This window comes from Phenylobacterium montanum (assembly GCF_018135625.1).
Taxonomy (GTDB): domain Bacteria; phylum Pseudomonadota; class Alphaproteobacteria; order Caulobacterales; family Caulobacteraceae; genus Poindextera; species Poindextera montana.
Genome location: NZ_CP073078.1, coordinates 3,397,200 through 3,416,650 on the forward strand (window position 1 = coordinate 3,397,200; position 19,451 = coordinate 3,416,650).

At 68.7% G+C, this 19,451-nt stretch carries 20 protein-coding genes; 7 read left to right on the top strand and 13 right to left on the bottom strand.

All coding sequences use genetic code 11. The annotated features are described in order from the left end of the window. Window positions 1-229 precede the first annotated feature (229 nt). On the top strand, window positions 230-601 hold the full coding sequence (locus KCG34_RS15280) for a glycine zipper 2TM domain-containing protein (protein WP_211936503.1): 372 nt from the start codon (window positions 230-232) through the stop codon (window positions 599-601). 12 nt (window positions 602-613) lie between these two features. On the opposite strand, the gene mutS is transcribed toward KCG34_RS15280, so the two are convergent. Then, window positions 614-3,313 (bottom strand): DNA mismatch repair protein MutS, encoded by a 2,700-nt coding sequence (gene mutS, locus KCG34_RS15285; protein ID WP_211936504.1) that lies wholly within the window; start codon window positions 3,311-3,313, stop codon window positions 614-616. A 76-nt stretch (window positions 3,314-3,389) separates the two neighbouring features. On the opposite strand from mutS, the gene KCG34_RS15290 reads away from it, so the two are divergent. Continuing rightward, window positions 3,390-3,923 (top strand): GNAT family N-acetyltransferase, encoded by a 534-nt coding sequence (locus KCG34_RS15290; protein ID WP_211936505.1) that lies wholly within the window; start codon window positions 3,390-3,392, stop codon window positions 3,921-3,923. 9 nt (window positions 3,924-3,932) lie between these two features. Here KCG34_RS15290 and KCG34_RS15295 read toward each other — a convergent pair whose 3' ends face one another. Next, window positions 3,933-4,766, bottom strand: a complete 834-nt coding sequence (locus tag KCG34_RS15295; protein ID WP_211936506.1) for an AraC family transcriptional regulator — start codon at window positions 4,764-4,766, stop codon at window positions 3,933-3,935. A gap of 89 nt (window positions 4,767-4,855) precedes the next feature. Here KCG34_RS15295 and KCG34_RS15300 point away from each other — a divergent pair, with 89 nt between their 5' ends. Continuing rightward, a complete protein-coding gene (locus tag KCG34_RS15300) occupies window positions 4,856-6,307 on the top strand; it encodes an amidase (protein WP_211936507.1) in 1,452 nt (483 codons plus the stop codon). Between the two features lies 1 nt (window position 6,308). Here the strand turns inward: KCG34_RS15300 and dnaJ are convergent, their stop codons facing one another. Beyond that, window positions 6,309-7,487 (bottom strand): molecular chaperone DnaJ, encoded by a 1,179-nt coding sequence (gene dnaJ, locus KCG34_RS15305; protein WP_211936508.1) that lies wholly within the window; start codon window positions 7,485-7,487, stop codon window positions 6,309-6,311. A gap of 137 nt (window positions 7,488-7,624) precedes the next feature. Further along, the gene (dnaK, locus tag KCG34_RS15310) at window positions 7,625-9,520 is read right to left on the bottom strand and encodes a molecular chaperone DnaK (RefSeq protein WP_211936509.1); all 1,896 of its coding nucleotides are present in this window, start codon (window positions 9,518-9,520) and stop codon (window positions 7,625-7,627) included. Between the two features lie 292 nt (window positions 9,521-9,812). On the opposite strand from dnaK, the gene KCG34_RS15315 reads away from it, so the two are divergent. Both KCG34_RS15315 and KCG34_RS15320 read left to right on the top strand, forming a co-directional pair. Beyond that, window positions 9,813-10,391, top strand: coding sequence for an alpha-ketoglutarate-dependent dioxygenase AlkB (locus KCG34_RS15315; RefSeq protein WP_249138038.1), 579 nt, complete (start codon window positions 9,813-9,815; stop codon window positions 10,389-10,391). Window positions 10,392-10,457: 66 nt separating this feature from the next. Beyond that, window positions 10,458-11,339, top strand: coding sequence for a dienelactone hydrolase family protein (locus tag KCG34_RS15320; protein ID WP_211936511.1), 882 nt, complete (start codon window positions 10,458-10,460; stop codon window positions 11,337-11,339). Between the two features lie 4 nt (window positions 11,340-11,343). Here KCG34_RS15320 and KCG34_RS15325 read toward each other — a convergent pair whose 3' ends face one another. Further along, a complete protein-coding gene (locus tag KCG34_RS15325) occupies window positions 11,344-12,207 on the bottom strand; it encodes a LysR family transcriptional regulator (RefSeq protein ID WP_211936512.1) in 864 nt (287 codons plus the stop codon). Between the two features lie 103 nt (window positions 12,208-12,310). On the opposite strand from KCG34_RS15325, the gene KCG34_RS15330 reads away from it, so the two are divergent. Next, window positions 12,311-13,306 (top strand): zinc-dependent alcohol dehydrogenase family protein, encoded by a 996-nt coding sequence (locus KCG34_RS15330; RefSeq protein WP_211936513.1) that lies wholly within the window; start codon window positions 12,311-12,313, stop codon window positions 13,304-13,306. Window positions 13,307-13,318: 12 nt separating this feature from the next. Here KCG34_RS15330 and grpE read toward each other — a convergent pair whose 3' ends face one another. Together grpE and hrcA are read right to left on the bottom strand one after the other, a co-directional pair. Beyond that, window positions 13,319-13,972, bottom strand: a complete 654-nt coding sequence (grpE, locus tag KCG34_RS15335; RefSeq protein WP_211936514.1) for a nucleotide exchange factor GrpE — start codon at window positions 13,970-13,972, stop codon at window positions 13,319-13,321. A gap of 17 nt (window positions 13,973-13,989) precedes the next feature. Then, window positions 13,990-15,063: a heat-inducible transcriptional repressor HrcA gene (gene hrcA / locus KCG34_RS15340; RefSeq protein ID WP_211936515.1), complete on the bottom strand. Its 1,074-nt coding sequence runs from the start codon at window positions 15,061-15,063 to the stop codon at window positions 13,990-13,992. Between the two features lie 117 nt (window positions 15,064-15,180). Here hrcA and rph point away from each other — a divergent pair, with 117 nt between their 5' ends. Next, complete coding sequence (gene rph, locus KCG34_RS15345) at window positions 15,181-15,894, top strand: ribonuclease PH (protein ID WP_211936516.1); 714 nt, start codon at window positions 15,181-15,183, stop codon at window positions 15,892-15,894. 126 nt (window positions 15,895-16,020) lie between these two features. On the opposite strand, the gene KCG34_RS15350 is transcribed toward rph, so the two are convergent. From KCG34_RS15350 to KCG34_RS15375, 6 genes are all read right to left on the bottom strand, one after another. Continuing rightward, a complete protein-coding gene (locus KCG34_RS15350) occupies window positions 16,021-16,257 on the bottom strand; it encodes a helix-turn-helix domain-containing protein (protein WP_211936517.1) in 237 nt (78 codons plus the stop codon). Window positions 16,258-16,279: 22 nt separating this feature from the next. Further along, the gene (locus KCG34_RS15355; protein WP_211936518.1) at window positions 16,280-16,804 is read right to left on the bottom strand and encodes a DUF2975 domain-containing protein; all 525 of its coding nucleotides are present in this window, start codon (window positions 16,802-16,804) and stop codon (window positions 16,280-16,282) included. A 110-nt stretch (window positions 16,805-16,914) separates the two neighbouring features. After that, window positions 16,915-17,097, bottom strand: coding sequence for a hypothetical protein (locus tag KCG34_RS15360; RefSeq protein ID WP_211936519.1), 183 nt, complete (start codon window positions 17,095-17,097; stop codon window positions 16,915-16,917). Between the two features lie 1,055 nt (window positions 17,098-18,152). After that, a complete protein-coding gene (locus KCG34_RS15365; RefSeq protein ID WP_211936520.1) occupies window positions 18,153-18,623 on the bottom strand; it encodes a nuclear transport factor 2 family protein in 471 nt (156 codons plus the stop codon). Further along, window positions 18,620-18,808 (bottom strand): hypothetical protein, encoded by a 189-nt coding sequence (locus KCG34_RS15370; protein WP_211936521.1) that lies wholly within the window; start codon window positions 18,806-18,808, stop codon window positions 18,620-18,622. Before KCG34_RS15370 ends, KCG34_RS15365 begins: the two co-directional genes overlap by 4 nt. Window positions 18,809-18,866: 58 nt before the next feature. Further along, window positions 18,867-19,346, bottom strand: coding sequence for a carboxymuconolactone decarboxylase family protein (locus tag KCG34_RS15375; protein ID WP_249138039.1), 480 nt, complete (start codon window positions 19,344-19,346; stop codon window positions 18,867-18,869). Window positions 19,347-19,451 lie beyond the last annotated feature (105 nt).

Genomic DNA, 19,451 nt, shown 5'->3' on the forward strand with positions numbered 1-19,451 from the left:
CCCCTTGATCGGCCGCCCGAGCAGCCGGCGCGGGTAGAGGTTAGGCTCGCGGGAAATCGCGGCAAGCCAGCCGAAAAAGTTGGTCAATAATGTTCAGGCAGGTGGGGCCAAGCCGCTCCGCTCTCAGCGCATCTTGCGACCCCGTTTCACGGGCTCTGTGACCCCGACTGTAATTCCCGGCTCGGCGGTATAGGTTGGCCGTTCGATCCAACCTTTGCAGGAATCTTGAATGCGCAGACCGATCCTGATCGCCAGCCTCGTCGCCTTCATCGCGCCGACTATCGCCATGGCCGACCCGCCGGCCTGGGCTCCGGCTCATGGCCGGCGGGCCAAGGAGGCCGCGATCTATGATAGCCGCGGCCGCTACGTCGATCCTCGGCCGATCAGCCAGGACGAGCGCATCTGGCGCGGTTCGGATGGGCGCTACTATTGCCGACGCTCCAATGGCAGCACCGGCCTGGTGATCGGCGCAGTCGCCGGCGCCGTGGTGGGCAACCAGTTGGCAGGTCGCGGCGACAAGACCTTGGGCACCGTGCTGGGCGCGGCCGGAGGCGCCTTGCTTGGCCGCGAGATCGACCGCAGCCATCTGCACTGCCGCTAGGGCCCGAGGCCTTCAGCCCATCATCCCCTTCAGCCGATAGAGCGCGTCCATCGCCTCGCGCGGGCTCATGCCGTCGAGGTCGAGGTCGCCTAGCGCCGCCTCCACCTTGCTGGGTTCCGCGGCATGGGCCACGGGCGTCGGGGCGGTAGCGGCGAACAAGGGCAGGTCGTCCAATCTCGCTGGCGAAGCAGTCTGGCTTTCCAGGCGGTCGAGCACCTCGCGGGCCCTCGCCACCACCGCGGGCGGCACGCCGGCCAGCTTGGCCACCTGGACGCCGTAGGAACGATCGGCGGGGCCGGGGCCGGCCTCGTGCAGGAAAACGAGGTCGCCGTTCCACTCCTTGGCGCGCATGGAGAGGTTGCCGACATGGGCCAGGCGCCCCTCCAGCCGGGCCAACTCGTGATAGTGGGTGGCGAACAGGGCGCGGCAGCGGTTGACGTCGTGCAGGGCCTCGGCGCAGGCCCAGGCTATGGCCAGGCCGTCATAGGTGGCGGTGCCGCGGCCGATCTCGTCCAGGATCACGAACGAGCGCGGGGTGGCCTGGGTCAGGATGGCGGCGGTCTCGACCATCTCGGCCATGAAGGTCGAGCGGCCGCGCGAAAGGTCGTCGGCGGCGCCCACCCGGCTGAACAGGCGATCGACCACCCCCAGCTTCAGCCGTCGCGCCGGCACGAACGAGCCGGCCTGGGCCAGGATGGCCAAAAGCGCGTTCTGGCGCAGGAATGTGGATTTACCGGCCATGTTGGGGCCAGTGACGATGGCCAGGCGCGGTCCGATCGCGGCGCCCGCCCCGTCCAGGCGGCAGTCGTTTGGGGTATAGGGCTTTCCCTCGCGGCGGGTGGCGGCCTCGACCACCGGGTGGCGGGCCGCCTCGGCGTCGAAGTCCAGCGAGCGGTCGATGATGGGCCGCGTGGCCTGGGCGTCCTCGGCCCATTCAGCGAGGCCCGCGGCGACGTCCAGGCGCGCCAGGCTCTCGGCGGCGGCCTGGATCTCGGCGGCCAGGCCCACGGCCTCGGCGCGCCAGGCCTCGAAGGTCTCGACCTCGATGGCCAGGACCCGCTCGGCCGCCTGGGCGATGCGGGCGTCCAGCTCAGCCAGCTCGACGGTGGTGAAGCGGGTCTGGCTGGCCAGGGTCTGGCGGTGGATGAAGGTCGTGTTGAACGGCGCCTGAAACAGCGGGTCGGCCTTGGCCGCCGAAATCTCGACAAAGTAACCCAGGACGGCGTTGTGCTTGATCTTCAGCGGCAGGCTGGTCTCGGCCTGCAGCCGGCCCTCCAGCTGGGCGATCACCCGGCGGCTGTCGTCGCGCAGGAGGCGCACCTGGTCGAGTTCGGGCCGGACCTCGGGCGCGACGAAACCGCCGTCGCGCGCCAGGGCCGGCAGGTCGGCGCCGAGGCCCTGGTTCAGCAGCGCCAGGAACGCCGCCAGCGCCGGATGGGCCGAGGGGGTCAGGGCGATCGCCGCCTCGGCGATCTCCAGCGGCGCGCCGCCGGCCAGGTCCCGCTCGGCGGCGACCAGGGCGGCGGTGGTCTCGCCGCAGGCAAGACCGGCGCGCAGCACGCCGAGGTCGCGCGGGCCGCCGCGGCCCAGGGCCAGGCGCGACAGCGCCCGGGCCATGTCGCCGGCGCCTTTCAGGCCCTCGCGCAGGCGCCGGCGCAGGTCGCGGCGCTCCAGCATCCATTCCACCGCATCCAGCCGCGCCTCGATCCGCGCAGGATCGAGCAGGGGCCGGCTGAGGCGGCTGGCCAGCAGGCGCGCGCCGCCCGAGGTCAGGGTGCGATCGATGGCGGCCAAGAGTGAGCCCTCGCGGCCGCCCGATTGGGTGCGGTCGATCTCCAGGCTGGCGCGGGTGGCCGGGTCGATCGCCATGGCGTCAGCCTCGCCGGCCCGGCGGGGAGCGTTCAGCACCGGGACCTTGCCGGCCTGGGTGGTCTCCAGGTGCGCCGCGATCAGGCCCAGCGCCGAGATCTCGGCTCCGCCGATGTCGCCGAAGCCGTCCAGGGTGGAGACGCCATAGAGCCGCTTCAGCCGCGCCTCGGCGGCGGAGGGCTCGGCCAGGGCGCTGGCCATGGGCTGGATCAGCCCGCCGACCGCCTTCAGGGCCGCGGACAGGCCCTCGTCGGCGAACAGCCGGTCGGGCACCAGGATTTCGGAGGGCTGGAGGGCGGCCAGGGCTGCGGCCACTCCATCCTTCGAACCTGCCACCACCTCGACCTCGCCGGTGGACAGCTCGACGCTGGCCACCGCCGCCTGGCCAGCGCGCACGGCGATGGCCGCCAGGCGATTGGCCCCGCGGGCGTCCAGAAGGCCGTCCTCGGTCAGGGTGCCGGGGGTGACCACCCGCACCACGTCGCGACGGACGATCGACTTCGAGCCGCGCTTGCGAGCCTCGGCCGGGTCCTCCATCTGCTCGCAGACCGCGACCTTGAAGCCGGCGCGGATCAGCTTGGCCAGATAGGCCTCAGCCGCATGCACCGGCACCCCGGCCATGGGGATCGGCTCGCCGGCGTGGGTCCCGCGGGCGGTCAGGGCGATGCCGAGGGCGGCGGCGGCCTTCTGGGCGTCCTCGAAGAACAGCTCGTAGAAGTCGCCCATGCGGAAGAACACCAGGGCGTCCGGCTGGCGCGCCTTGGCTTCGAAGAACTGGGCCATCACCGGCGTGGCGTCGGCGGGGATGGCGAGGGCGGCGTCGGGCGGGGTGGCGGCGTTCATCGCTGTCCAGCCTACAGAAGCCGCCTGAGTCGCGTCAGCCCTTGACGAAGGTTTCCCCACGCCCAAGGGTCACAGGATGCAGAGCGAACTGGCCATCGCCATCGTCCCCGCCGGCCCCTCGGACGCGGCCGAACTGGCGCGCGTGCACGTGCAGGCCTGGCGCGAGACCTATCCCGGGATCCTGCCCCGCGGCTATCTGGAGCGGATGAGCGCGCCGCTGCACGCCCGCCGCTGGCGCGCGCGGCTGATGCGGATGAACGAGATCACCCTGGCGGCCGAGGGGCCGGACGGGCTGGTGGGCTATGCCTCGGGCCAGTGGTCGCGCCGCGGCGGCGAATACGAGGGCGAGGTCACCACCCTCTATGTGCTGAAGGCGGCGCAGGGGAGCGGCCTCGGCCGCGCGCTGCTGGTCGGCGTCGCCCGCGCCCTGGCCGACGAGGGCGCCCGCTCGCTAGTGGTCTGGGTCCTGCGCGAAAACAGCCGCGCCCGCGCCTTCTACGAACGCCTGGGCGGCGTGGCGCAAGAGACCCGCGCCGAACAGGTCGCCGGCGGGGCGGTGCCGGCGGTGGCCTATCGCTGGCCGGACATCGGGACGCTGGCGCGGCGGTAAGCGACACGCCTAGGTGTCCACCGCAATCCACACCTCCATCCCCCCAAGCCCGGTCGCCGGGTCAAAGTTCCTCCCGTGGCGTTCGAGGCCCGCGGCTTCGGCCGGGGTGAGGCCGAAATCGGCGAGGCCGCCGTTCCAGATGGCGGCGTAGGTGCGGTTCAAGGCCGAGACGTGTTGGGCGTGGTCGAAGACGGCGTAGGTCGCGGCCGGGATCGGCCAGCATTCGATATGCGCCGGAACGCCCCGGAAGCTTTCGACCTCCGCCGCACAGAGATAGGCGAAGGCGCCCTCCTCGGTCGGGGTCGAAACCACGCCCACGGGGATCAGCGCGGTGCGGTTCGGCATGGCGGCGAACTCGGGCATGAAGCGCCGCCACAGCGTTGGAATGGCCTCGGTGGCGTCGAAGGCGAAGACGCCGCTGAGGCCCGCGGCATTGATCGGACGCGAGGGGATCAGGCGCGGCGCCGTCAGCGGCCAGGCGGGCGCTTCGATCCATTGCAGTGGCGCCAACAGGGGCAGGGCGCCCGTCGAGCCGGCCTCGCGCACGCCCTGCGGGGCCTGGCCAAACTCGGCCTTGAAGGCTCGGGTGAAGGCCTCGTGCGAGCCGTAGCCGCTCTCCAGGGCCAGATCGAGGATGTCACCGGCGCCGCGGGCCAGGGCTTCGGCGGCTTCCGAGAGCCGCCGGCGGCGCACATAGGCCATCACCGGCAGGCCGGTCGCGGCGGCGAAGGCGTGGGCCAGGTGATGGCGGCCAACGCCCAGGGTTTCGGCGAGACCGGGCAGGGTCAGTTCGCCGCCCAGATTGCGGTCGATGATCCAGAGCGCGCGGTTGACCAGGGACATGACGGCTTTCGAACAGCAGGGCGCAACCGCGATCAAGCACGGCCCGATCCCCGCGGCTAGCGTGCCCGCGACAACCGAGGGAGCAAGCAATGGACTACCTGGACGCCCACGACACCCTGGCCGAGCTGGAGGCGGGCCGCGTCTCGGCGATGGAGCTGGCCGAGGCCGCCATCGCCCGCATCGAGGCGCGGGACGGCGAGATCAACGCCGTGGTGGTGCGCGACTTCGAGCGCGCCCTGGAGGCCGCCGGCGCCGCCGACGCGGCCAGGGCCCGCGGCGAGCGCCGCCCGCTGCTCGGCCTGCCGATGACGGTCAAGGAGGGGTTCAACATCGCGGGCCTGCCGACCACCTGGGGCCTGCCGGGGACCGAGGGCCTGCCCGTGCCGGAGGACGCGGTGGGGGTGCGGCGGCTGAAGGCGGCCGGGGCGGTGGTCCTCGGCAAGACCAACGCTCCGACCATGCTCAGCGACTGGCAGACCGCCAATCCCGTCTATGGCCTGACCCGCAACCCGTGGGATCTGGAACGCACGCCGGGCGGCTCCTCCGGCGGCGGGGCGGCGGCGCTCGCGGCCGGGTTCACGTCGCTGGAGTTCGGTTCGGACCTGGCCGCCTCGCTGCGCGCGCCCGCGGCCTTCTGCGGGGTGTTCGCGCACAAGCCGAGCCATGGCCTGGTCCCCCAGCGCGGCTTCGCTCCGCCCGGCGCACCGGCCTTTTCGCCAGCCCCGGCGATCGACCTGGCGGTGGTCGGCCCCATGGCCCGCAGCGCCCGCGACCTCGCCCTGGCCCTGGATGCGACCGCCGGCTCGGACGAGCGCGAGGCGGTGGGCTATCGGCTCGCCCTGCCGCCGCCGCGGCATGAGCGGCTCGGCGACTACCGCGTGCTGGTCGTGGACGCCCACCCCCTGCTGCCCACCGAGCCGGGCATCCGCGCCCGGCTGCATGAGGTCGCGGGCGCGCTGGAGCGGGAAGGCTGTCGTGTAGTGCGGGACTCGAAGCTCTTGCCGGACCTTTCCGCCCTGAGCGAACTGTTCATGACCCTGCTGATAAGCCAGATCTCGGCCGACATGCCAGCGGAGGCCTTCGCCGGGGCCCAGGCGGCGGCTGCGGGCCTGCCCGCGGACGTGCGGGGCGTCGAGGCGGCGGGCCTGCGCGGCCGCGCCCTCAGCCACCGCGACTGGATCGCCGCCGACCGCCAGCGGGCCGGCTTCGCCCGGGCCTTCACTGAGCTGTTCGGCGATTTCGACGTGGTGCTCTGCCCCTCCATGCCGGTCGCCGCCTTCCGCCATCGCGCGCCCGAGGACGAGGGCGGCACGATCCTGATCGACGGGACGCGGGTCTCCTATTTCAGCCTGCCGCTCTGGTGCGTCCTGGCTTCGACCACCGGCAATCCGGCGACCTGCCTGCCCGTCGGCCTGGATGCGGCAGGTCTGCCGATCGGCGTACAGGTGGTCGGTCCGTTCCTGGAGGACCGGACCTGCCTGAGGTGCGCCAGCCTGCTGGAGAAAGTCATCGGCGGCTTTCAAAGGCCGCCGGGGTGGTGAGCTACGACGCCCGCGCCTCTGTTCCGGTGATGTCGTCCCAGAACCGCTTGGCCTTGTTGAAGAAGCCGGCGGATTGCGGGTGTTGGCGCTCGCTGCACAGGCCGGCGAATTCGCGCATCAGCTCTTTCTGGCGGGCGGTCAGGCCGGTCGGCGTCTCGACGAACAGCTCGACGACCAGGTCGCCGCGCTCGCGCGAGCGCAGGGACGGCATGCCGCGGCCCTTCAGCCGCACCGTGCGGCCGGTCTGGGCGCCCTCGGGCACCTTGACCTTGATCTTGCAATTGCCGTCGCAGTTCTCACCGCCCATCAGGCAGGGCGCGTCGATTTCGCCGCCCAGGGCCGCGGTGCACATCGGCACCGGCACGCTGCACAGAAGGTCCAGGCCGTCGCGCTCGAACAGCTCGTGCGGCTTGACCGAGAGGAAGATGTACAGGTCGCCGCGCGGGCCGTTGCGAGCCCCGGCGTCGCCCTCGCCGGCCAGGCGGATGCGGGCGCCGTCGTCGACCCCGGCGGGAATGCGCACCGAAAGCGTGCGCTCGACCCGGGTCTGGCCGTTGCCGCGGCAGGTCTGGCAGGGCTCCAGCACCAACTGGCCGACGCCGCCGCAGCGCGGGCAGGTGCGCTCGATGGAGAAGAAGCCCTGGCTGGCGCGCACGCGGCCCATGCCGTTGCAGCTGTTGCAGGTCACCGGCTTGGTGCCCGGCTTGGCGCCGGTCCCCTCGCAGGGCTCGCAGGTCATGGCCGCGGGAACGTTGATCTCGACCTCTGAGCCGGCGAAGGCCTGTTCGAGGCTGATCTCCAGGTCGTAGCGCAGGTCCTGGCCGCGGGCGGGGCCGTTCTGGCGCTGGCGCCCGCCGCCGCCGAACATGTCGCCGAAGGCCTGGCCGAACACTTCGTTGAAGATGTCGTGCACGTCGGCGAAGCCGGCGCCGCCGCCAGGGCCGCCGCCGTTCATGCCGTTGACGCCGGCGTGGCCGAAGCGGTCGTAGGCCGCGCGCTTCTGCGCGTCAGACAGCACCGAATAGGCTTCGTTGAGTTCCTTGAAACGCCCGGCGGCCTGCTCACACCCGCCATTGCGGTCGGGGTGGTGCTCCATCGCCTGCTTGCGGAAGGCCGATTTCAGCTCGGCCTCGCTGCAGGTGCGGCTCACGCCGAGGATCTCGTAATAGTCGCGCTGCATAGAAGCGTCGGGTCCTTGCTGGATCGCGTCCTGAACTATCGACCGGCGGCGTTAACCACCGATGGACATGGGCGAGAACGAGCGACCGTGCAACCCGCCTCCAAACCGATCGTTCGAAGGCGGGCTGCGACGGATCATCACGCAGACTTGTGGCCGTCGTCGACTTCTTCGAATTCGGCGTCGACAACGCCATCGTCGGGCTTGGCTTCGGCGGTAGCGCCGCCTTCGGCCTGGGCCTTGTACATGGCCTCGCCCAGCTTCATCGAAGCCTGGATCAGGGCCTGGGTCTTGGCCGAGATCGCCTCGGCGTCGTCTCCTTCAAGCGCCGACTTCAGGTCGGCCAGGGCGCTTTCGATGGCGCCCTTTTCTTCGGCCGAAACCTTGTCGCCATGCTCCGCCAGGGCCTTCTCGGTGGAGTGGACCACCGCGTCGGCCTGGTTCTTGGCCTCGACGGCCGCCTTGCGCTTCTCGTCCGCGGCCTTGTTGGCCTCGGCTTCCTTGACCATCTTGTCGATGTCCGCGTCGGAGAGGCCGCCGTTGGCCTGGATGCGGATCGACTGTTCCTTGTTGGTGGCCTTGTCCTTGGCGCCGACATTGACGATGCCGTTAGCGTCGATGTCGAAGGTCACCTCGACCTGCGGCACGCCGCGCGGGGCGGGCGGGATGCCCACGAGGTCGAACTGGCCAAGCAGCTTGTTGTCCTGGGCCATGGGCCGTTCGCCCTGGAACACCCGGATGGTCACCGCCGACTGGTTGTCGTCGGCCGTTGAGAAGGTCTGCGAGCGCTTGGTCGGGATGGTCGTATTGCGCTCGATCAGGGGCGTGAAGACGCCGCCCAGGGTCTCGATGCCGAGGGTCAGGGGGGTGACATCCAGCAAGAGCACGTCCTTGACGTCGCCTTGCAGCACGCCGCCCTGCACCGCGGCGCCCAGGGCCACGACTTCGTCCGGGTTGACGCCCTTGTGCGGCTCGCGGCCGAAGAAGGTCTTCACCGCCTCGACGACCTTGGGCATGCGGGTCATGCCGCCGACCAGGACCACTTCGTCGATGTCGCTCTTCTTCAGGCCCGCATCCTTCAGCGCCTGCTCGCAGGGGCCGATGGTCTTGGCCACCAGGTCCTCGACCAGGGCTTCCAGCTTGGCGCGGGAGAGCTTGATATTCAGGTGCAGCGGGCCGGAGGCGTTCATCGAGATGAACGGCAGGTTGACCTCGTACTGGGTGGTGGAGCTCAGCTCCTTCTTGGCCTTTTCCGCCTCTTCCTTCAGGCGCTGCAGGGCCAGCTTGTCCTTGCGAAGGTCGACCGAGGTCTCCTTCTTGAACTCGTCGGCCAGGTAGTCGACCACGCGCAGGTCGAAGTCCTCGCCGCCCAGGAAGGTGTCGCCGTTGGTGGACTTCACCTCGAACACGCCGTCGCCGATCTCCAGGATCGAGACGTCGAAGGTGCCGCCGCCGAGGTCATAGACGGCGATCTTCTTGCCGTCGTTCTTCTCCAGGCCATAGGCCAGGGCCGCCGCGGTGGGCTCGTTGATGATGCGAAGGACTTCCAGGCCCGCGATCTTGCCGGCGTCCTTGGTCGCCTGGCGCTGGGCGTCGTTGAAATAGGCGGGGACGGTGATGACGGCCTTCTCGACCTTTTCGCCCAGGTGCGCCTCGGCGTCCTGCTTGATCTTCTGCAGGATGAAGGCCGAGATCTGCTGGGGCGAATAGTCCTTGCCGTGGGCGCGCACCCAGGCGTCGCCGTTCGGACCCTTGACGATCTCATAGGGCACCATGCCCTTGTCCTTGGCCACCACGGGATCGTCGAAGTTGCGGCCGATCAGGCGCTTGATGGCGAAGAAGGTGTTGGCGGGATTGGTCACCGCCTGGCGCTTGGCGGGCTGGCCTACGAGGCGCTCGCCGTCGTCCTGCACGCCGACCACCGAGGGGGTGGTGCGTACGCCCTCGGCGTTCTCGATCACCTTGGGCGATTTGCCGTCCATGATGGCCACGCACGAATTGGTCGTGCCGAGGTCGATGCCGATAATTTTGCTCATCGCGTCGCTCAAACTCTCTTTTCTGGCGGGCGGACCCGCGGCCTCCACGAGCGCCGCATATGTCCGTCCCCACGGGGGTTCGGTCCTACAAATCGGAATTCGGGACCCCGCTTAGCGCAGGACCCGTTTCCTTAGCTAGGCTTTACGTTGAGGGAAAGCCCGGCGTTGTGGACTAGATGGGCGCCAAAACGCCCGCCGCAAGGGGCTTTCGGGGCCGAAAGCCGCCAGGGCGGCGGTGGCGCGCACAAGGGGGCTGATTTATATCAAGTCCATGGAGAGCAATGGTTTTCGCATGATCCCGGGAGCGCTGGACGCAGAGGCGCAGGCGCGCCTCCTGGCCTGCGTCATGACGGCGCTGGAGGAAGCCCCGCCCTATCGGCCCATGACGCCTTGGGGAAAGCCGATGTCGGTCGAACAATCGAGTTTCGGCCCCTTGGGCTGGATCACCGACGCCAAGGGCTATCGCTATGAGCCGCTGCATCCTGTCACCGGGCGCCCCTGGCCGGCGATGCCCGAGGCGCTGTTGGCCCTCTGGTCGCGCCATGCCGGCTATTCGACCGTGCCGGATTCCTGCCTGATCAACCTCTATCGCGGCGACGCGAAGATGGGGCTGCACCAGGACGCGGACGAGGCGAACATGGCCGCGCCGGTGCTGTCGATTTCGCTGGGCGATGTGGCGGTGTTCCGCCTGGGCGGGGCGGCGCGGGGCGATGCGTCGAAGACGGTGCGGCTGAGCTCGGGCGACATCTGCGTGCTGGACGGCGCCGCGCGCCGCTTCTTCCACGGGGTGGACCGCATCCTGGCCGGCTCCTCGCGGCTGGTCCCCGGCGGCGGGCGCATCAACCTGACGCTCCGGCGCGCGGCGGCTTAGCGGCTGAGCTTTTTGACAGCGCGGCGCGTTCGGCTTCAGGATGCCGCAACCACGCGAGGAAAGCCCATGACCCTCCTGACCCGCCCCGACGGCTCCCGACCCGAAGACTTCCACCTGTCGCGCCGTGGCCTGGTGGGCGCGACCTTTTTCTCCGGCTATGCGGTCGCGGCCCTCGCCGCCGACGCCGAGCCGATCCATACCGACGAGCAGGGGCTGAAAACCGAGACGGTGATGATCCCCAGCCCCGACCGGCCGTTGCCGGCCTATCTGGCCCGGCCCGACGCCCCCGGCAGACACCCGGCGGTGATCGTCGCCTCCGAGATCTTCGGCGTGCACGACTACATCAAGGACATCTGCCGGCGCCTGGCCAAGCTGGGCTATGTGGCCATCGCCCCGGCCTTCTTCATCCGCACAGCCGATCCGGCGCCCTTGAGCGACATGGGCGCGATCATGAAGATCGTCGCCGCCGCCTCGGACAAGCAGGTGATGGGCGACGTGGGCGCGGCGATCAAGTTCCTGCAAGGCGCGCCCTATGCCGACGCCGGCCACATGGCCATCACCGGTTTCTGCTGGGGCGGCAAGGTGGTGTGGAACGCCTGCGAGACCTTCCCCGAACTCAAGGCCGGCGCCGCCTGGTACGGGCACATGGCGCCGGCCAAGGACTCCCTGCCCGACCTCAGCCGCATCTGGCCGCTAGAGCACGTCGCGGACCTGAAAGCCCCGGTGCTGGGCCTCTACGGCGGCCTCGACAAGGGCATACCGACCGAGGAGATCCAGGCCATGCGCAAGGCGCTGGAGGTCAACCACAAGCAGGGCAGCCTCATGATCGTCTATCCCGACGCCCAGCACGGCTTCCACGCCGACTACCGCGCCAGCTACAACGCCGCCGACGCCAAGGACGCCTGGGACCGCATGCTGGCCCACTTCAAGAAGAACGGGGTGGGGTAGGGGCTCAAGGCCGGGTCGGTCCGGCCAGGCGTTCGACGACCAGTTCCATCAGCGCCCGCAATCGCCGCAGCCGCCGCAAATCGCGGTGATAGCCGACGAAGGTGTCGCGCCCTGGCGGCGGCTCGCCCAGGTCGACCTGGACAAGGCCCGGCGTCGTATCGCCGAGCGGCCGCGGCAGCACTGCAAGGCCGCCGCCGAGGGCGCAGAGCCGCGCCTGGACCTCGCGGTTGTTGCTGCGGGCGGCGACAATGGCGTTGGGCAGCATACGCCCGATCCAGGTGACGTCGGGCATGCCGCCGAAAGCGCTATCCATTACGACAAGGCGACAGCCGGCCCCATCACCTGGCGCGGGCTGGGGGGTGCCGGCCGGCAGATAGGCGGCGTAGGGGATGTGCAGCAGTCGCCTGGAGACGACTTCGGTCTCGTCGAACGGCGTAATGCGGAAGGCGATGTCCGCTTCCCGGCGCGGGAGGCTGTAGAGCCGCGAATCGGTCAGCAACTCCACCACGACCCGCGAATGAAGGCCGCCGAATTCGGCCAGCACCGGCGCCAGAACGGTCACGCCGAACCAGTCCGAGCAGGATATCCTCAGGACGCCGTCGAGCGCAGCGTCAGACCCGGCCAATTCGCGGCCCAGCGCCAGCGCTTCCTCCTCCATGCGCTCGGCATGCGCCAGCACAGCCTGGCCCTCGTCGGTCAGAACGAACCCGTCGCGGGTCCGCTGGAACAGGGCGCAGCCCAGGGCTAGTTCCAGGGCGCGCAGCCGCCGGCCCATGGTCGGCTGGGTCTGGCCGACCAGCCGGGCCGCCGCGCCCAGCGTGCCTCCACGGGCGATGGCCAGGAATATCCGCAGGTCGCTCCATTCCATGGGGTCGCATTCAAACATAAATGCATGGATATTGTGCGATCTATTTCATCGCCATGCGATCGGGTGGGGCGCATCTGGAGGCCGCAGATAACAGGAGCCCCCTATGACCGCCCAAGCTTCGATGCGAGCGCTGTTTGTCGATGCGCCCGACGCGCCTTTCCGCAGCGCCACGGTCGCGCGCCCGGTTCCCGGCCATGGCCAGGCGCTGGTGCGCATCCAGGCGAGCGGGATCAACCCGCTCGACCTCAAGATCCGCGCCGGCGCAGCGGCCCATGCGCGCCAGCCCCTGCCGGCGGTCCTGGGCCTGGATCTGGCCGGTGTGGTCGAAGACGTCGGACCGGGCGTGACAGGACTCAAGGTGGGCGACGAGGTCTACGGCATGGTGGGCGGCGTCGGCGGCCTGCAAGGAACCCTGGCCGAATTCGCTGCGGTAGACGCAGACCTGCTGGCCAGGAAGCCCGCGAGTTTGTCCATGCTCCAGGCGGCGGCCTTGCCGCTGGTCACTGTCACCGCCTGGGAGGGCCTGGTCGAGCGCGCCAGGGTCCAGCCCGGACAGAGCGTCCTGGTGATCGGCGCGGCGGGCGGTGTCGGCCATGTGGCCGTGCAGATCGCCCGCAGCCTGGGCGCCGAAGTCTACGGCGTCGACCGGGCCGCTCGGGGCGAGGTTCTGCGAGGACTTGGCGCAACGCCGATCAATGCAGACACCGACGTGCAGGCCTATGTCGCCGAACATGGCGGCGGGCGCGGCTTCGACGTCGTCTACGACACGGTCGGCGGCGCCGGCCTGGACGCCGCCTTCCGGGCGGTCAAGGCCCGCGGGCACGTGGTCAGCAGCCTGGGCTGGGGGACGCACGCGCTGGCCCCCCTCTCCTTCAAGAGCGCCAGCTATTCCGGCGTGTTCACGCTCGACCCCCTGCTCACCGGCGAAGGCCGCGCGCGGCAAGGCGATATCTTGCGCCGGGCGGCGAGGCTCGCCGATGAAGGCCGGCTGACGCCGAGGCTCGATCCCCGGCGCTTCACCCTGGAGAGCGTGGCCGAGGCCTACGACGCGATCGGCCGCCGCACCGCGGAGGGCAAGCTGGTGGTGTCGATCGACTGAGCCTGGCCGACCCTAGGCCTTCCTGTCCACGGCCGCCCCCGCGCCGTCCTCGCCGGCCTCGGGATGGGCGTAGGGGTTGTTGACCGCGGCTTCGACATTGGGCGCGGGCTCGGCCGGGCCGGAGCCCTTGGCGGCGACCACAACCATGGCCGGGCGCACGATGCGGCCGAACAGCTCGTAGCCGACCTGCATCACCTGGACCACGCCGCCGCCGGCGACTTCGCTGGAGGGCTGTTCCATCACCGCCTGGTGCTGGTGCGGGTCGAACTTGGCGCCCTTGGCCGGGTCGACGCGCTTGAGCCCATTGCGTTCGAAGGCGGCCAGAAGCTCCTTCTCAGTCATCTCCAGGCCGATGGCCAGGTTCTTGACCAGGGGATCCTCGGCGTCGCGCGGCGCGTGCTGCATGGCGCGGGCCAGGTTGTCGGCCACGCCCAGCAGGTCTCTGGCGAACTTCTGGATGGCGTAGGCGCGCGCGTCGTTGGCCTCTTTCTCGGCCCGGCGGCGCACGTTCTCACCTTCAGCGGCGATGCGCAGCATCTGGTCCTTCAGCTGGGCGATCTCGGCGCGCAGGGCGGCTTCGACCTCTTCCGCGGTCTGCGGGGCGGGATCCTGGCCGGCGGTCTTGGTTTCGTCTTGATCGGCGGCCGGGGCGGCGTCGTCGGTCATGGCTCTCTCTACTTCCTTCAGGCGTCCAACAATCGCCCGAGCACCCGCGCCGTATAGTCGACCAACGGGATCACCCGGGCATAGTTCAGACGGGCCGGCCCGATCACGCCGATCGCGCCCAGCACCTTCTGTCGGCCCGTCATATAGGGCGCCGCGATCACGGCGGAACCCGAAAGTGAAAACAGGCGCGTTTCGGCGCCGATGAAAATACGCACGCCCTGCGCGTCCCGGACGTGGTCCAAAAGGCCGATCAGCTGCTGCTTGTGCTCCAGGTCGTCGAACAGGCGGCGCACCCGCTCCAGGTCCTCGGCGGCGCGGGCGTCGCCCAGAAGGTTGGCGCGGCCGCGGACGATCAGGCTGCGGTCCAGGTCCTCGCCCCCGCTCCAGGCGGCCAGGCCATCCTCCACAAGGCGGGCGGCGGCGGCGTCCAGTTCGCGCCGGGCGAGGGCCAGCTCCTGGTCCATCTCGCCCTTGGCCTCGGCCAGGGTGCGCCCGGAAAGCCGGCTGTTGAGGAAGTTCGAAGCCTCCTGCAGGGCGGCGGGGGTCAGGCCGGCCGGCGGGCGCATCAGGCGGTTCTCCACCTGACCATCTTCGAACACCATGATCGCCAGGGCCTGCTCGGGGCCCAGGCTGACGAACTCCACATGCTTGACCCCGGCCTCGCGCACCGGGGTGACCACGATCCCGGCCCCGCCGGCGAGGCCCGACAGGAGCGCGCTGGCCTCGTCCATCACCTCGGCGAAGCCTCGGCCGCGGGCGAACAGCCGCGCGTCTATGTCGCGCCGCTCGGCCTCGCCCAGGTCGCCGATCTCCATCAGTCCGTCGACGAACAGGCGCAAGCCCGCATGGGTCGGCACCCGCCCGGCGCTGACGTGCGGCGAATCCAAAAGACCCAGCTCGGCCAGGTCCTGCATGGTGTTGCGGATCGAGGCGGGCGACAGATGCACGCCCCCCTTGGACAGGGTGCGCGAGCCGATTGGCTCACCCGTCTCAAGATACCCCTCGACCACCCGGCGGAAGATGTCGCGGGCGCGTTCATCGAGCTCGGCCAGGCTGGGCGAGCGGGCGGTGGGGTGGATCAGGCTGTTCATCGTCTCGTGACGAGGACCTTTCGCGAAGGGCGGGGCATGGACGCCGGGCCTTCGATCTAGGATAAGCGCGCCGCCGCCGTGCGCAAGGTCGCGCCGCCTCAAGGAGACTTCGCCATCATGCGCCCGTCCGAACGCCTCGCCGACGTCCTGCGCCCCGTGACCCTGGAGACCAAGGTCAACCGCTATGCCGAGGGCTCGTGCCTGGTCACCTTCGGCCACACCAAGGTGCTCGTCACCGCCAGCCTGGACGAAGGCGTGCCGCCGTTCCTGCGCGGCAAGGGCCAGGGCTGGGTCACCGCCGAATACGGCATGCTGCCGCGCGCCACCCACACCCGCGGCCGGCGCGAGGCCGCACAAGGCAAGCAGTCTGGCCGCACCCAGGAGATCCAGCGCCTGATCGGCCGCTCCATGCGCGCCGTGGTCGACCTGAAGGCCCTGGGCGAGCGGCAGATTTCCATCGACTGCGATGTGCTGCAGGCCGACGGTGGCACCCGCACCGCCGCCATCACCGGCGCCTGGGTCGCCCTCAGACTGGCCACCCGCTACATGCTGGACGAGGGCCTGATCACCAAGGACCCGATCCTGGACCAGGTCGCCGCCATCTCCTGCGGCGTGTTCGAGGGGGTTCCGGTGCTGGACCTGGAATACGAGGAGGACAGCAACGCCGAAGCCGACGCCAACTTCGTCCTGACCGGCTCGGGCGACATCGTCGAGATCCAGGCCACGGGGGAGAAGCGTGGCTTCACCCGGGCCGAGTTCGAGACCCTGTTCGACCTGGCGCGCAAGGGGATCGGGGAGTTGGTGGAGCTGCAGAAGGCGGCGGTAGGGTAGGGGTAACTCAAAACCCCTCCCCCCCCTTGCGGGGAGGGGTTGGGGTGGGGGGAGTCAGCGCCCAAGTCGGCCGAAACTGAGGTTCACCCCCATCCCCTGCCCCTTCCCCGCAAGGGGGAAGGAATTTCACTCCTCCCCCTCGCCATAGTCCCCAGGCGGCCCCGGCTCGAACACCACCAGCTCCCCCGGCTGGCAGTCCAGTTCGCGGCACAGGGCCTCCAGGGTGGAGAAACGGATCGCCCTCGCCTTGCCGGTCTTCAGGATCGACAGGTTGGCGATGGTCACGCCGACCCGGTCGGCCAGCTCGGTCAGGGACATGCGGCGTTCGAGCAGGATGCGGTCCAGGCGCACGCGGATCGGCATGGGTTCGGCGTCTCCCGCGGGCTCAGATGGTCAGCTCGGCTTCGCGCCGCAGGCGCGCGCCCTCGCGGAACACCTCGGCCAGGACGAACACCACCAAGACGGCGAACCAGGCGGTCGGATTGGGGCTGAACGAGACGCCGTCCATGTCGGGCATCAACAGCACCTTGGCCACGGCCAGGGGGTAGCGGCCGAGCTCAAGGGCGATCAGCATCACGCCGATCCACCTCAGGCGGCCTACATTGTCGGGATGGAAGGGATCGCCAGCGGTCAGGGTGGCGAAGATTTTGCGCAGTCGCTCGACGATGATCAGCACCGCGATGACATAGGCGGTGAAGGCGGTGGCCACCATGGTCAGGGTGGCGGGGGTCTCGTTTGGGTCGAGGTTGAGCTTGATCGCCTTGCCCAGGAGCTTGGGATCGAAATCGAAGACATAGAGGGCCAGGGTCCCGACGACGCCGGCGATGGCCGCCACCCAGAAGGCGACATAGACGACGTCGAGGATGATTTTCAGAAAGCTCGATACTGAGCCCGGCCCCAGGGCGCGCATTCGGGGGATCCTTGCAGGGTGGGTCGGAGGCATAAGGCCGCCGACGGCCGCGAACTAGAGTGTCGGACCGTCGGCGAACATGCCCCGCCGGCCGCGCCTTGCAAAGCCGATCACGCGCCGAACAGGTGGCTGGCGGAGATCATTTGCGTCATCGAGGGGGCGGCCGCGAACAGGACGGCGGTCAGGCCGATGGCGGCGGCGATGTTGGCGGCGCGTTCCAGGGTCTTGAGGAAGGAAGTGGTCATGTGGGTCTCTCCGTCGGATTTGTGCACCGCAGCGAAGATCCGGACCATTCCGATTTCGCCTTGGTTGTCTGGGGGGCGTTGACGCCCTCTCCATGGCGATAATCGATACGCCCACATCGTTTTTCGATCAAATTACATATCGATTATCAATATTACATTTTCGCAATGCAAAAATGACGGCGCTTTGGGAAGGATCATACGGATTGACTACGGCCCTGACGGTTTATCCGTGGCTCACAGAAATTGTCACCGACCCTGAATTTTCATTCCAGGGGTGTGGGGGTATTTTGTTGTTCTAGCGCAGCCGATCGGATAGCGCCGAACGGCAACTTTCTGCGCGGGACCCAGAGGTCGAAAACGACCCAAGGCGGAAATGGAAGCCGACGCTATGTAAGCTCGAATATCCTATAAAAAAGAAGGGGCGGATTGTGGTAAGGGGTAGCGCAAACTCAGATGTGATCATCCTATTGGCGAGTATATTCTTGCTGGCAAATTCTGCTTTTAGTCTGATAATGGGCAGTATTAGTTTTCCCTATAGGTCTGTGAAGCGATCCGAAAGTCCTTTTTTATTTTGGATCTATTTTTTTGCTCAGACGGCATTGGGTGTGGCGGGATTGGCAGTTTATATTGTGCGGTAAGGCGGCCGCTCCCCAACCGGAAGCAAGCTGTCCAGTTGTATGCCTTCGTTTCGAGGAAGCGTTATCACCGTTGCGGCCTCTGACGGCCGAATAAACTCGGCTCGTTCGGCCGCCGCTTCGTCACCTGCCGGCAAGACGAGTACCGCCGCTAGGACAACAAAATACCCCCACACCCCTGGAATGAAAATTCAGGGTCGGTGACAATTTCTGTGAGCCACGGACAAACCGTCAGGGCCGTGGTCAATCCGTATGATCGTTCCCAGCTTACTGTGGGGCATTAGCCGTTGTCACTGGCCGGTAGCCGAGGGCCCACGGCAACACCGAGCGTCCCCGCTCGCCTGCGGACCGCCCGACGCCCAGGCCCTCTACTCGCCAAGCTCACAAGGCCCGAAAGGTCGCACGACCCCGGGCCAGACTTCGGGGAAAGACCAAGGAGTGAGGCCGGGGCCGGCCACCCGAACGGGTTCAGAATCCAAGATCGCTCAACGATGGATGATCGTCCGGGCGCCGGCCCAGCGGCCAATGATATCTGCGCTCACTCTCATGGATGGGCGCGTCATTGATGGAGGCGAAGCGGCGGCGCATGAGGCCGTGCGCGTCAAACTCCCAATTCTCGTTGCCGTAGGAACGAAACCAATTGCCGCTGTCGTCGCGCCACTCATAGGCGAAACGCACCGCCATCCGATTCTCACGAAACCCCCACAGTTCCTTGACGAGGCGATAGTCCAGTTCACGCCGCCATTTGCGGGTGAGAAAGGCGACGATCTCCTCGCGTCCCCGCACGAACTCGGCCCGGTTCCGCCAAAAGCTATCGACGGTATAGGCGAGCACGACCTTTTCGGGGTCGCGGCTGTTCCATCCGTCCTCGGCCATGCGAACCTTCTCGGTTGCGGTCTCCAGTGTGAAGGGGGGCAGCGGCGGCCGCTGGGTGCTCATTTTGGCTCTCCTGTGTCGTTGAGGCCGTTGCGAAGCGGGCGCACGGTTTCGGCGATCTCGCTTTCGGTGAAGCGATCGAATTCGCGGCGCCCTTTCAAAGCCTGCCAGATGCGGTCGGCGCCCATGCTGGCCTGCACCGCCCAGACGCTCGGCGTTACCGCGATGTCGAGAAATCCATAGGACACGTCGCCCTCCTATCATGGCCGAGCGTGGGGTTGGCGGAAAGCCGCCAACCCCCTCTGGTCAGGCCGCTTCGCTGACCTTCACGACCGGAAAGTCGATGTCAGTTTCGGCGACGACGTTGAGCAGATTGGTGAAGATGTTCTCGGCGGTGACCGCGAGAATTTCCACGATCTGGGCATCGCTGTAGCCGGCATCGCGGACCGCCATGACATCGGCGTTGCTGACATGGCCGCGTTCGCGCACCACTTTGGCCGCGAAATGGACGGCGGCGTTCGCCTTCGGGTCGCCGGACCGCCCCTTGCGATTGAGGGCGATCTCCTCCGGGCTGATCTTGGCGAGGTTGAGGCCGAGATAGCTGTGTGCGGAGAGGCAGTAGTCGCAGCCATTCACCTGCGCGACGGCGAGCGCTATCCGCTCACGGGTCTTTACGTCGAGCGTCTTGCCGAGCGCGCCGTTGTTGGCGGCGAAACCCTGCAACGCGGCCGGGCTCTGGGCGATCAGGCGAAACATGTTGGGGACGACGCCGAGTTGCTTGTTCACGGCGTCCAGGGCCGTGCGGCGATCGGACCCGTCGCCAAAACAGGTTCGCGTCCCTTTCTCTTAACCTTGATTTCAGCGCGCGACGGCTAGCGTCGAAACGCGGAG